At 67.2% G+C, this 12,506-nt stretch carries 10 protein-coding genes; 1 reads left to right on the forward strand and 9 read right to left on the reverse strand.

The features are described 5' to 3' along the window. Nucleotides 1-54: 54 nt before the first annotated feature. Genes pgl through tkt form a run of 6 tightly spaced genes read right to left on the reverse strand, consistent with a single transcriptional unit; the run spans nucleotide 55 to nucleotide 8,288 of the window. On the reverse strand, nucleotides 55-861 hold the full coding sequence (pgl, locus tag G6N77_RS03835; protein WP_165180692.1) for a 6-phosphogluconolactonase: 807 nt from the start codon (nucleotides 859-861) through the stop codon (nucleotides 55-57). Next, complete coding sequence (locus G6N77_RS03840; protein WP_165180693.1) at nucleotides 858-1,799, reverse strand: glucose-6-phosphate dehydrogenase assembly protein OpcA; 942 nt, start codon at nucleotides 1,797-1,799, stop codon at nucleotides 858-860. Before G6N77_RS03840 ends, pgl begins: the two co-directional genes overlap by 4 nt. Continuing rightward, the gene (gene zwf / locus G6N77_RS03845; RefSeq protein WP_165180694.1) at nucleotides 1,796-3,340 is read right to left on the reverse strand and encodes a glucose-6-phosphate dehydrogenase; all 1,545 of its coding nucleotides are present in this window, start codon (nucleotides 3,338-3,340) and stop codon (nucleotides 1,796-1,798) included. Before zwf ends, G6N77_RS03840 begins: the two co-directional genes overlap by 4 nt. Before the next feature lie 16 nt (nucleotides 3,341-3,356). Next, on the reverse strand, nucleotides 3,357-4,994 hold the full coding sequence (locus G6N77_RS03850) for a glucose-6-phosphate isomerase (protein WP_165180695.1): 1,638 nt from the start codon (nucleotides 4,992-4,994) through the stop codon (nucleotides 3,357-3,359). A 2-nt stretch (nucleotides 4,995-4,996) separates the two neighbouring features. Further along, nucleotides 4,997-6,112 carry a transaldolase gene (gene tal, locus G6N77_RS03855; RefSeq protein ID WP_165180696.1) on the reverse strand — a complete coding sequence of 372 codons (1,116 nt, stop codon included), beginning with the start codon at nucleotides 6,110-6,112 and terminating at the stop codon, nucleotides 4,997-4,999. 49 nt (nucleotides 6,113-6,161) lie between these two features. Beyond that, on the reverse strand, nucleotides 6,162-8,288 hold the full coding sequence (gene tkt / locus G6N77_RS03860; protein WP_306986602.1) for a transketolase: 2,127 nt from the start codon (nucleotides 8,286-8,288) through the stop codon (nucleotides 6,162-6,164). A gap of 371 nt (nucleotides 8,289-8,659) precedes the next feature. Between tkt and G6N77_RS03865 the strand changes: the two genes are divergently transcribed. Beyond that, entirely contained in the window at nucleotides 8,660-9,637 is a 978-nt protein-coding gene (locus G6N77_RS03865) for a heme o synthase (RefSeq protein WP_370875250.1), read from the forward strand. 81 nt (nucleotides 9,638-9,718) lie between these two features. Here G6N77_RS03865 and G6N77_RS03870 read toward each other — a convergent pair whose 3' ends face one another. Genes G6N77_RS03870 through G6N77_RS03880 form a run of 3 tightly spaced genes read right to left on the reverse strand, consistent with a single transcriptional unit; the run spans nucleotide 9,719 to nucleotide 12,383 of the window. Further along, complete coding sequence (locus tag G6N77_RS03870) at nucleotides 9,719-10,633, reverse strand: COX15/CtaA family protein (RefSeq protein ID WP_165180787.1); 915 nt, start codon at nucleotides 10,631-10,633, stop codon at nucleotides 9,719-9,721. 41 nt (nucleotides 10,634-10,674) lie between these two features. Then, the gene (locus tag G6N77_RS03875) at nucleotides 10,675-11,445 is read right to left on the reverse strand and encodes an ABC transporter permease (RefSeq protein WP_165180697.1); all 771 of its coding nucleotides are present in this window, start codon (nucleotides 11,443-11,445) and stop codon (nucleotides 10,675-10,677) included. Beyond that, nucleotides 11,442-12,383, reverse strand: a complete 942-nt coding sequence (locus G6N77_RS03880; RefSeq protein WP_165180788.1) for an ABC transporter ATP-binding protein — start codon at nucleotides 12,381-12,383, stop codon at nucleotides 11,442-11,444. The genes G6N77_RS03875 and G6N77_RS03880 overlap by 4 nt, the downstream gene beginning before the upstream one ends. Between the last annotated feature and the right edge of the window lie 123 nt (nucleotides 12,384-12,506).

A 12,506-nucleotide genomic window follows, 5' to 3' on the forward strand; every position in this document is an offset into this window, starting at 1 on the left:
GGAATATTCCGGACGGGACCTTTTGCTGTGCTGTTCAAGCCCGCCGGGAGCTCGTCACCTGTCCCGGCGCATGAGCTGCCCGGGCACCTTGGCCGAGGCATCCTGGTCCAGCAGCCAGAGGGTCTTCGTGACGCCCCGGGCGCCGGACGCCGGAACCTGCACGGGGTTGGCCCCTGCCAGGCCCAGGCCCACGGCGGCGGCCTTGTCGGCACCGGCAGCCACGATCCAGATCTCCTGGGCGGTGTTGATGGCTTCCAGCGTCAATGACACGCGCGACGGCGGCGGCTTGGGGGAGTTGCTGACGCCCACCACGGGCACGCCGTGCGATCGGATACCGGCCATTTCCGGGAAGAGGGAGGCGATGTGTGCGTCCGGGCCCAGGCCCAGCAGCAGCACGTCGAAGCGGGGCACGGTGGGCGCCTGCTCCGAGGTGGCGTCGTCGTCGTTCTCCCATTCCAGCCGGGCAGCCGCTTCCAGCTGGGCCGTGTAGTCGGCGGCGGCGGCATCCAGGCCGTCCACCTCGTCCGACGCGGCCATCGTGTGCACCCGGGCGGGGTCGGTGCCGATGTGGTCCAGGAGCACCTCCCGGGCCTGGCGGGCGTTGCGGTCGGGGGAGTCCGCCGGCACAAACCTGTCGTCGCCGAACCAGAAGTTGACCTTGGCCCAGTCGACGGCCAGCCGGGCAGGCGACTCGGCCACGGCCTTGAGGGTGGCAATGCCCACGCTGCCGCCGGTCAGCACCACAGTGGCCTCGCCTCGTTCGCCCTGGACGTCCAGGAGGCGGGTGATGAGCCGCGCTGCCGTGGTGGCGGCCAGCACGTCAAAGGACGGGTGCAGGGTGATGCGAACGTTGCGGCTCATGCCGTCACAACCTTTTCTTCGGCAAGCAGTTTCTTTACCCCCAGCGTAACCACTTCGCCAAAGACCTCGTCGGGATCCAGGCGCCTTAGCTCTTCGGCCAGGCAGTCCTGGAGGGAGCGGCGGGGCAGGGAGATTTGCTGTTGCGGCTGGCCTGGCTGGGTCAGGATGGCCTCGAGGGTGCCGGGGCGGTGGAGCTCGACATTCCCTGTGGCCCGCTTCATGATGACGCGGCGGATCCCGGTGCCCCTGGGGTCTTCCGCAACCGTGATGGGAACGCCCAGGGCGCGGTGCAGCCACGCGGCCAGCAGCAGGGTGCTGGGGGAGTCGCTGGCCCCTTCCACGTGCAGGGCCGTGACAGGGCCGGCCGAATCCTCCTGGTCGAGGACGGCGGCCAGCTGGATGCGCCAGTTGGTCAGGCGGGTCCAGGCCAGGTCGGTGTCCCCGGCCCGGTAGGTTTCGGCGATGTGCTTCAACGCCTCGCGGGGGTCCGCCTGGTTGGCCGAGTCCGTGATGCGGCGGTGGGCAATGCGTCCCACGGGGCTTTCGCTGGCGGACTCCGGCGCCCCATTGGGCCACCAGGCCACGATGGGCGCATCGGGGAGCAGCAGTGCCGAGACGAGCGATTCACTTTCCGGGGCAAGTTCGCCGTAGCCGCGCAGCACGATGACTTCCGAGGCTCCGGCGTCGCCGCCCACCCGGATCTCCCCGTCCAGGCGGGTGGGCTCGTCGGGGGAGCCCGCGGCGAGCACGATGATGCGGCACGGGTGTTCGCGGCTGGCCAGGTTGGCTGCCGTGATGGCGTCCTCTTCGAGGCCGTTTTGGGTGATGACCACCAGGGTCAGCACGCGGCCCAGGGTGACAACGCCGCCCTGTTCGCGCATCTTGACGATCTGCTTGGTGATGTTGGAGGTGGTGGTGTCTGGCAGGTCAACTATCATGGCCGGCGCCACGTCCTTCCGTCTCGCTTTAACAGGTCATCGGCCGACGACGGCCCCCAGCTGCCTGGCTCGTAGCTTTCCGGCTGCACGCCTTCGGCCGCCCAGAATTCCTCGAACGGGTCCAGGATCTTCCAGGACAGCTCCACTTCCTGGTGGCGGGGGAACAGGGGCGGCTCGCCGAGCAGCACGTCCAGGATGAGGCGCTCGTAGGCTTCTGGGCTGGACTCCGTGAAGGCATGGCCGTAGCCAAAGTCCATGGTGACGTCGCGGACCTCCATCTGCGTGCCGGGCACCTTGGATCCGAAGCGGATGGTGACGCCCTCATCAGGCTGGACGCGGATGACCACGGCGTTTTGCCCGAAGTCGTCGGCGGCGTGGTCGGTGAACAGCAGGTTGGGTGCCCGCTTGAACACGACGGCGATCTCGGTCACCCGGCGGCCCAGCCGCTTGCCCGTGCGCAGGTAGAACGGCACGCCGGACCACCGGCGGGTGTTGATGTCCAGGCGGATGGCGGCAAAGGTTTCGGTGGTGGAATCGGCGGGGATGCCTTCCTCGTCCAGGTAGCCCAGCACCTCCTCGCCGCCCTGCCAGCCGCCGGCAAACTGGCCGCGGGCCGAATGGGTGGACAGGTCGGCCGGCAGCTTGACGGCGGCCAGCACCTTTTCCTTCTCGGCCCGCAGGTCCTCGGCGTTGAAGGAGATGGGCTCCTCCATGGCCGTCAGGGCCAGCAGCTGCAGCAGGTGGTTTTGGATCACGTCGCGGGCCGCGCCCACGCCGTCGTAGTAGCCCGCGCGTCCGCCCGTGCCAATGTCCTCGGCCATCGTGATCTGCACGTGGTCCACGTAGTTGGCGTTCCACAGGGGCTCAAAAAATTGGTTGGCAAAGCGCAGCGCCAGGATGTTCTGGACCGTTTCCTTGCCCAGGTAGTGGTCAATGCGGAAGACGGAATCCGCCGGAAAGACTGACTCCACAATGTCATTGAGGGCCCTGGCGGATTCCAGGTCGTGGCCGAACGGCTTTTCAATGACCACCCGGCGCCAGAAGTCGCCGGCCGTCTGGGCCAGGCCGTGGCTGGACAGCTGGCGGCAGACCAGTTCAAACGCCTTCGGCGGGATGGACAGGTAGAACGCGTGGTTGCCCTGCGTGCCGCGCTGTTCGTCAAGGTCCGCGAGGGTGTCCTTGAGCCGCTCAAAGGCCGCGTCGTCATCAAATTCGCCCGGGACAAAGCGGATGCCCAGGCTCAGCTGCGACCAGACGGTTTCATCAAACGGGGTGCGGCAGTGTGCCTGGACGGACGCCTTGACCTCTGCGGCGAACTCCGCATCGCTCCAGCTGCGCCGGGCAAAGCCCACCAGCGCGAAACTGGGCGGCAGCAGCCCCCGGTTGGCAAGGTCGTACACGGCCGGCATGAGCTTCTTGCGGGCCAGGTCGCCGGTGACTCCAAAGAGCACCAGCGACGACGGACCCGCCACGCGGGACAGCCGGCGGTCGCGGCTGTCCCGGAGCGGGTTTGCATGGTGTGTTGCTGCATTCGTTGGCATGTGGAAAGTGTTTGCCCTATGCGTCGGTGCGGCGGCCGGCAAGCGCGGCCACCACAGTCTTGAGTTGTTCAACGCCCGTTGCGACGTCCGTCAGGTGCAGCCGCAGCACGGGCCGGCCATGGTCGGCCAGCACCTGGGCGTCGCCCGCAGCCTGGGCGGAAATCAGCTCCCCAAACGTAAACGGACGGTCCGGAATTGCCAAATCCTCGGCGGCGGCGCCGGTCACCTGGAGGAACACGCCAATGGCGGGTCCGCCCTTGTGGAACTGCCCGGTCGAGTGCAGGAAGCGCGGGCCCCAGCCGAAGGTGACGGGACGGCCGGTGGCGGCTGCCAGCTCGTCGCGCACGCCGGCCAGCGGGGCGTTGGCCAGCCGGTCGAGGTAGGCCTGCACGCTCAGGTAGCCGTTGGCAGGCAACGTCCCCAAAAGTGCGTCCAGCGCTTCCCCGGCGGTCGACGCCCCGGCCAGCCAGCCGGCGTCGTCGTTTGCCGTGCGGACCTCAATGGCGCCGTCGGTGAAGAGGGCCGGTGTCGGGGCCGGTGTGGCGTCCAACAGCCCGCGGGCGGCCACCTTGGCGGCCTCCACGTCCGGCTGGTCAAAGGGGTTGATGCCCAGGAGGCGGCCCGCAACGGCCACGGCAAATTCCCACACCATCATCTGTGCGCCCAGGTCCCCGGCAATGCTGACTTCATTCGCCCGAAGTTCGACGTCGGCGTCCCCGGCCACCAGCCGCACCACCAACACGTCCGCGGCACCTCCCGTGACTTCGGGGGAGCCGGGGTCGGCCACCACCGGCAGCACGCCGGTGCCGAGCTTGCCCGTGGATTCGGCGATGAGCTGTTCGGCCCAGTCGGCGAAGCCCACAATGCCGGAGCCCTCATCGACGATCACGATCTTGTCCCGCAGCGGCGAGGTGCCGCCGAGGGCTGCACCAAGGCGCAGGCCGATGTTGCCGGTGTCGTCGTCACGCAGCATCTCGGCGGCTTCCTCGGCAGAGTCCAGGAGGGCCTGGGCGTCCACGCCGGCCAGGCCGGAGGGCACCAGCCCGAATGCCGTCAGTCCGGAATAGCGCCCGCCCACGTTCGGGTCCGCGTTGAACACCTTTCGGTAGCCGGCCTCGCGCGCCGACTTGTCCAGGGGCGAGCCGGGATCGGTGACAATGACGATTCTCGACTTGGCGTCGATTCCGGCAGCCGTGAACTCCTGCTCGAAGATGCGCCGCTGGGAATCGGTCTCCAGGGTGGAGCCGGACTTGGAGGAGACCACAATGGCCGTCCGGGCCAGGCGGTCCGCCACGGCGGCACGGACCTGGCCAGGCTCCGTGCTGTCCAGCACGGTCAGCTCCACGCCGGCCGTGGCCGTGATGACTTCCGGCGCCAGGGACGAGCCGCCCATGCCGCACAGCACGATGTGGCTGATGCCTTCGGCCTCGAAGGCGCTGCGCAATGCCACAATGTCGGCCACGAGGGGGGCGGACACCTGGGGTGTTTCGACCCAGCCCAGGCGGATGGCGGACTCGGATTCCGCGTCGGGGCCCCACAGGGTGGCGTCCTTGGCGAAGATCTTCGAGGCGACCTGGTCGGCGACCAGCGCCGGCAGGTGGGTTGCGCCGGCGGCCTCTGCGGCCCCTGAGGCGGAAAATGCAAGGCTGGTCATGGTTATGCTTCCTTTCCGGCGGCGTCGAGGGCGTCCTGGACGTGGTTGAGCAGGTCCTTCCAGCTGGCCACGAACTTCTCCAGGCCTTCGGTTTCCAGCAGGCCGACCACGTCGTTGTAGGAGATGCCCAGGCCCTCAAGCTCGTTCAGGAGGGCGTTGGATTCCTCGTAGCTGCCGGTGACGGTGTCGCCCGTGACCACGCCGTGGTCGAAGGTCGCGTCAAGGGTCTTTTCCGGCATGGTGTTCACCACGTCCTTGGCCACCAGGCCCGTGACGTACAGGGTGTCCGGGTAGGCCGGGTCCTTGACTCCCGTGGAGGCCCAGAGGGGGCGCTGGGGGAGGGCCCCGGCGTCGGCCAGCAGCGCCCAGCGCTCCGAGGAGAAGACTTCCTCGAAGATCTGGTAGGCCAGGCGGGCGTTGGCCAGGCCGGCCTTGCCCTTCAGGCCCAGGGCCTGCTCGGTGCCGATGGCCACCAGGCGCTTGTCGATCTCGGTGTCCACGCGGGAGACGAAGAAGGACGCCACGGAGTGGATGTCCGCCAGGTTGTGGCCGTTGGCCTTGGCTTTTTCCAGCCCGGACAGGAAGGCGTTGACCACGGCGCGGTAGCGCTCCAGTGAGAAGATCAGCGTGACGTTGACGCTGATGCCCTCGGCAAGGGTGGCCGTGATGGCTTCCAGGCCCTCCACCGTGGCGGGAATCTTGATGTAGACGTTCTTCTTGTTGACCTTGGCGTACAGGCGCTTGGCCTCGGCGATGGTCCCCTCGGTGTCCCACGCCTTGCGGGGGTCCACCTCGATGGACACGCGCCCGTCAACGCCCTTGGTGGCCTCCGCCACGGCGGCGAAGACGTCGCAGCCGTCGGCTACATCCGCCGTCGTCATTTCAAAGACGGCCTCCTCGGACTGGACGCCCTGGGCGGAGAATGCCTTGAGCTCAGCCTTGTAGGCGTCGCTCTTGGTGATGGCTGCCTCGAAGATGCTGGGGTTGGTGGTCACGCCAACCACGTTCTTCTCGGCGATGAGCTGCTTCAGGCTGCCTGTCACCAGGCGGGTGCGGGACAGGTCATCCATCCAAATGGACACGCCGGCGGCGGAAAGGTCTGCGGTGGGTGTAGTCATGTCTTTGCTTCTTCCTAAAAGTGAACTGAAGGTGAAGGGTGCGGGGCTGTCAGGCGGAGGCTGCAGCGATGGATTCCGTGGCGGCGGCCGTCACGGTTTCGGTGGTGATGCCAAACTCCTGGAACAGGCGCTTGTAGTCGGCCGAGGCGCCAAAGTGCTCCAGGGAGATGGAGCGGCCGGCGTCGCCCACAAATTCCCGCCAGCCCAGGGCCAGTCCGGCCTCGACGGAGACGCGGGCCTTGACGGCCGCGGGCAGCACGGCCTCACGGTACTCGGGTGATTGTGCGTGGAACCACTCAACGCAGGGCATAGACACCACGCGGGCTGCGACACCGCTGGCAGCTAGGGCCTCCCGCGCGTCAACGGCCAGCTGCACTTCGGAGCCCGTGGCGATCAGGATCACGTCGGGGGTGACGGCGGCGCCGTCGCGGACGGCCTCGGCCAGGACGTACCCGCCCTTGGCGACTCCCGCCGTCGAGCCGAACTCGGTGGCCGTGGCCTCCCCGGCGCCGCGGGCGTAGGTGGGGATGTTTTGGCGGGTCAGCACAATCCCGGCCGGGTGGTCGGTGGTTTCCAGGATCTTGGCCCAGGCCGCGGCGACTTCATTGGCGTCGCCGGGTCGGACCACGTCCAGGCCGGGAATGGCGCGCAGGGTGGCGAGCTGTTCCACGGGCTGGTGGGTGGGGCCGTCCTCGCCCAGGCCGATGGAGTCGTGAGTCCACACGTAAATGGACGGGACGCCCATCAGGGCGGAGAGACGGATGGCGGGGCGCTGGTAGTCGCTGAAGATCAGGAACGTGCCGGAGAACGCACGGGTGGGGCCGCCCAGGTGGATGCCGTTGACGATGGAGGCGGCGGCGTGCTCGCGGATGCCGAAGTGCAGCACGCGGCCGTAGGGGCCGCCGGACCAAGTGTCGGTCTGCTTGTCCGTGGGGACAAACGAGCCCACCCCTTCAATGGTGGTGTTGTTGGAACCGGCCAGGTCGCAGGAGCCGCCCCACAGCTCGGGAAGCACCCCGCCGATGCCGTTGAGGACCTTGCCGGATGCCACACGGGTGGAGACGTCCTTGCCGGCCTCAAACGAGGGAAGGTTTGCCTCCCACCCTGCCGGCAGCTCCTTCTTTTCAATGCGTTCCAGCAGGGCGGCGTTTTCGGGGTTGGCCGCCTTCCAGGCCTCGAAGCCGGCGTTCCATTCCTCGTGGGCCGCGGCGCCGCGGGCCTCCACCTGGCGGGCGTGGGCCAGGATGGCCGGATCCACGTCGAAGCTCTTCTCCGGGTCAAAGCCCAGTTCGGCCTTCAGCGCGGCCACTTCGGCCGCACCCAGTGCCGAGCCGTGGATGGCGCCCGTGTTCTGCTTCTTCGGCGACGGGTAGCCGATGATGGTGCGCAGCAGGATGATGGAGGGCTTGCTGGTTTCAGCCTTGGCCGTCTCCAGGGCGGCGTGGAGTTCGGCCACGTCCTCCACGTACTCGCCGGTCTTGGTCCAGTCGACGCGCTGCACGTGCCAGCCGTAGGCCTCGTAGCGCTTGAGGACGTCTTCGGAGTAGGCGATGTTGGTGTCGTCTTCAATGGAGATGTGGTTGGAATCGTAGATGACCACCATGTTGCCCAGTTCCTGGTGGCCTGCCAGCGAGGATGCCTCGCTGGTCACGCCTTCCTGGAGGTCGCCGTCGGAGGCAATGACCCACACGGTGTGGTCAAAGGGGCTGGTGCCGGGGGCGGCATCGGGGTCCATGAGCCCGCGCATGCGCCGCTGTGAGTAGGCGAAGCCGACGGCGGAGGCCAGGCCCTGGCCCAGCGGTCCGGTGGTGATTTCCACGCCCCTGGTGTGCTTGTACTCGGGGTGGCCGGGGGTCAGCGAGCCCCAGGTGCGCAACGCCTCCAGGTCTGTGAGCTCCAGGCCGTAGCCGGAGAGGAACAGTTGGATGTAAAGCGTCAGGGACGAGTGGCCGGGGGAGAGGATGAAGCGGTCGCGGCCAATCCAGTCGGGGTTCGCCGGATCAATGCGCATGACCTTTTGGAACAGCAGGTAGGCGGCCGGTGCCAGCGACATCGCGGTTCCGGGGTGGCCGTTGCCCACCTTTTCGACGGCGTCTGCGGCCAGGACACGTACCGTGTCCACGGCGCGCACGTCGTCAGCGGTCCAGGAAAATGATGCCGAATCCAGATGTGACACTTATAGGTCCCTCTCGTTGAGTGCAGGCACGAAGCACGTGCACGGCACGCGCACGGCCGGGCCAGGGACAAGTCCGTGGCTCCGCTGCCCTGCGCTGCTTCGCGTTGAAACTTATGATCTTGCTTCAGCTTAGTGCCACTGGTGCCGGTGGTGGCTAACCGCCGCCCGGGCATGAGATTCACAAAGGGACGGGGTGGCGGGCAAGTGATCAGATTTGCCGCAACTTGCCACAATTGCTTGACTTATTCACGTTCATGTCTTTTCACCCGCGGCCAGCTATGATATTTAGAGGTTTTGCCGCCCGGCTGCCGCCACCCGTGGTGGTGTGATCCGCGGCCGGGCCGCTGCTGTGAACCAACGATTAGAACATGGTGACATTACACGTGAGTGCAACGCATATCCCGATCGCCGGAACATCCCCCGAGGCACCAATGCGTGTGGGGATTTCTGCCAAGGCCAAGGGATACCTGGCCCTGACCAAGCCCCGGGTGGTGGAGCTGCTGCTGGTGACCACCCTGCCCACCATGTTCTTCGCGCAGGGCTATTCCGGCAGGGGAGGCGTCCCCAGCCTGTGGCTCATGGTGGCCACCATGGTCGGCGGCGCCCTGGCAGCCGGCGCGTCCGGTGCCTTCAACTGCTACATTGACCGCGACATTGACAAGATCATGCACCGGACGTCGAAGCGCCCCCTGGTGACCGGCGTCATCACCCCGCGCGAGGCACTCGTCTTTTCGTGGGTGCTCACAGTCCTGGCCGTTGCCCTGCTGTGGAGCATCAACCCGCTGACCGGGCTGCTCGGCGTCGGGGCAATCTTCCTGTACGTGGTGGTCTACTCGCTGATCCTCAAGCGCCGCACCACGCAAAACATCGTCTGGGGCGGGGCTGCAGGATGCATGCCGGTGCTCATCGCCTGGTCCGCCGTGACCAATTCGGTCCAGTGGCCGGCAGTGATCCTGTTCATGATCATCTTCCTGTGGACCCCGCCTCACTACTGGCCCCTGTCCATGCGCTACGGCGACGACTACAACGCCGTCAACGTCCCCATGCTCGGCGCCGTGGCCGGCTCGCGGACCGTGGCCGTGCAGGTGGTCCTGTACACGTGGGCCATGGTGGCGTGCTCGCTGCTCATGATTCCCCTGGGCGGCGCGGGCATTGTCTACACCGTGGTGGCCATTGGCGCCGGCGGCTGGTTCCTGTTCGAGGCCCACACGCTTTACAGCAATGCCAAGAAGGACCTTGTCACCAAGAAGAACGCCATGAAGGTGTTCCACGCGTCCATTTCCTACCTGACACTGGTGTTCCTCTCCCTGGCGGTGGATCCGTTTGTGGGCCAGGCCCTGATGCGCTGACCACGCAGACAAAGGAACGACGCCGGCGGCGCACCTTCCCTGTGAAGGTGCGCCGCCGTCGTCGTTCCTGTTGGCCTGGTGTCAGGAAGCGCGGACCTGGTCCCTGCCGCGGCGAAGGGCGAGGTCGACAATGTTGGTGCCGGTTGCCAGGAGCAGTGAGGAGCCCACCATGTGCAGGCCTACCAGCAGTGACGGGACGCCGGTGAAGTACTGCCAGTAGCCAATGGCCCCCTGGTAGACAACGGAGACAATGAGGAGCACCGCAGCGCTGCGCAGGAGACCGGGCGTGCGCCACAGCAGGACCAGCAGAATCACGGAAACTGCCACCAGCAGGTACACCGGCAGCACGTGGATGCGCGTGACCAGGTAGCCGTCAAGGCCCATGCGCGGTGAGGTGGAGTCGCCGGAGTGCGGGCCGGAACCCGTGACCAGGGTTCCCAGCACCACGGCCAGGTAGGTGCACACGGCCGCCACGGCGCTCAATTGGCGAATGGTCTGGCGGGGCCGCACGGCCGTGGCCGGCGCCGTGGCGCCGGTACGCCCGTAGGCCCTGTTGACCAGTAGCATGCTAAAGACCACCAGGGCGGCGGAGACCAGGAAATGCAGGCTGACCACGTACGGGTTCAGCCCGGTCAGCACGGTGATGCCGCCAATCACCGCCTGGGCGGGAATGCTGGCCAGGAGGGAGAACGTGAGCCAAAAGAGGTCCTTGCGCTCCTTCCGGAGGTTCCAGAGCATCACCAGCAGGGCCAGTGCGACGGCGGCCAGGGCAAACGTCAGTGTCCGGTTGGTGAACTCGATGACGCCGTGAATGCCCATGGCGGGGGTGTTGGTGAGGGAGCCGGGCGTGCATTGGGGCCAGGTGGGGCACCCCAGGCCTGAGCCCGTCAGGCGGACCACGCCGCCGGAGACAATGAGGACTCCCTGGCCGATCAGCAGGCCCACGGACAGGCGGCGGATGGCCGGCGTGACCGAGGTGGGCAGCTTGTCCGCCATGGATTTCAGGGTGGTTTTTTGACTCACTTCATTCACGTCTTTCAGTTCCATTTGAACCATTTGATGGCCGCCACCGAGCCGGCAGCGGTCCAGGCAAGCAGGATGACCAAGGCAAAAATATCGAGCCGGCCATCGATCAGCGACGCCCGCATCAGAGTGCCCAGCGCACCCGAGGGCAGCCAGTCGACAATCCCGGCCATGGTGTCGGAGAATTTGGCGGCCGGCAGCACAATGCCGCCCATGGCGGCCAGCAGGATCCAGCCCAGGTTGGTGATGGCCAGCGTCGCCTCCGGGCGGACGGTGCCGGCAATGAGCAGGCCCAGGGCCGTAAAGGCGGCGGCACCCAGGACCAGCAGCGGGATCCCCAGCAGCACCCCGCCCGGGGAGGGGCGCCAGCCCATGAACGCGGCGACGGTGGAAATAATGGCCACCTGGATGGCCAGCGCCACCAGCACGGCAATCACCTTGCCCGCGATGAGGCCGCCCTTGCCCAGGGGAGTGGTGGACAGGAAGCGCAGCACCCCGTACCGGCGGTCGAAGCCGGTGGCAATGCCCTGGCCGGTGAACGCCGTCGACAGTGCACACAGGGCCAGGATGCCCGGGGTTGCCATGTCAACCCGGGAGTGGCCCATGCCGTCAAGGATGGGCGTCACGGCCAGCGCGATCAGCCCCAGCAGCGGCATGACAATCATGAGCACCAGCTGTTCGCCGTTGCGCAGCATGGTCGCGGCCTCATACCTGCCGTGGTTGAGGACGCGCCTGGCCAGGGATGCGGCACCGGCGGGCGGAACGTCGGTGAAGAGGCTGCTCATGGGGTCTCCGTTTCGGCTGCAGGGACTTGCGCCTGGTGCGGGGCTGGGACTGGCGTTTTCGGGGCGGGTTCGAAGGATGCCGCGATGGCCAGGAACACGTCCTCGAGCGACTGGGAGGCAAGGTGGACCGACGTCGGCATGAGGGACAAGGACGCGCACCATTGCCCAAAGCGCCCCAGGTCCCCGGGTTCGAGGGAACCGAGGATCCGGTAGCTGCCCGGGCGGGTTTCCTCACAGGCCAGGCCGGGGCGGTGCAGCGCCGTCGTGTCCAGCCCGGGCGGGGCGTCGAAGGTCATGGTGCGCTGCGTCTGAGCGGCCGTGGAGGCGTTCAGCAAGTCCGGCACCGTGCCCTCGGTGACCGACTCCCCGTGGTTGACGATGTACACGTAGTCGGCCAGGCGCTGGGCGTCATCCAGAAGGTGCGTGGTCAGGACAATGGCCTTGCCGGCGTCGCGCAGTTCACGGATCAGCTCGAAGACCATGATGCGCGACTGCGGGTCCAGGCCTGCGCTGGGCTCGTCCAGGAAAAGGACTTCAGGGTTTCCCAGGAGGCTGGCGGCCAGGGCCACGCGCTGCTTTTGCCCCCCGGACAGCCGGCGGATGTTGGTGCTGGAAAATTCAGCGATGCCAAGCCGGTCAACCAGGGCGTCGACGCTCAGCGGGTTCCTGTAGAGCCCGGCAACGTGTCGCAGCAGGGCCACGGGGCGGGCCGCCGGCGGAAGCCCCCCATCCTGCAACATGACACCCACGCGTGAGCGGAGTTCGGCGTCGGCCGTTTCAGGGTCCTGCCCCAGGAGGGAAACGGTGCCGCCGTTGCGTCGCTGTAATCCCTGCGCGCACTCGATGGTGGTGGTCTTGCCGGCACCGTTGGCGCCCAGCAGCGCGGTGACCTGGCCAAAATGTGCCGTGAGGCTGATGTTGGAGACAATCCGCTTCATCCGGCCGTCAAGCGCCGGTACGGGACCAACATCCTTGACGAGCCCGGAAATGACCAGGGCGGCGTCCAGGGAGGGGGAGGGAGACAATGTCACGCCCACTATTCTACGTTACGTAGTATGAGG

Source organism: Arthrobacter silviterrae, from assembly GCF_011045165.1.
GTDB classification, from domain to species: domain Bacteria; phylum Actinomycetota; class Actinomycetes; order Actinomycetales; family Micrococcaceae; genus Specibacter; species Specibacter silviterrae.

Coding starts and splice junctions, on each gene's coding strand:
- G6N77_RS03880 (WP_165180788.1), bottom strand. CDS start 12,383: ATGAAGCGGATTGTCTCCAACATCAGCCTCACGGCACATTTTGGCCAG.
- pgl (WP_165180692.1), bottom strand. CDS start 861: ATGAGCCGCAACGTTCGCATCACCCTGCACCCGTCCTTTGACGTGCTG.
- tal (WP_165180696.1), bottom strand. CDS start 6,112: ATGACTACACCCACCGCAGACCTTTCCGCCGCCGGCGTGTCCATTTGG.
- G6N77_RS03870 (WP_165180787.1), bottom strand. CDS start 10,633: ATGGCGGACAAGCTGCCCACCTCGGTCACGCCGGCCATCCGCCGCCTG.
- G6N77_RS03875 (WP_165180697.1), bottom strand. CDS start 11,445: ATGAGCAGCCTCTTCACCGACGTTCCGCCCGCCGGTGCCGCATCCCTG.
- zwf (WP_165180694.1), bottom strand. CDS start 3,340: ATGCCAACGAATGCAGCAACACACCATGCAAACCCGCTCCGGGACAGC.
- G6N77_RS03850 (WP_165180695.1), bottom strand. CDS start 4,994: ATGACCAGCCTTGCATTTTCCGCCTCAGGGGCCGCAGAGGCCGCCGGC.
- G6N77_RS03840 (WP_165180693.1), bottom strand. CDS start 1,799: ATGATAGTTGACCTGCCAGACACCACCACCTCCAACATCACCAAGCAG.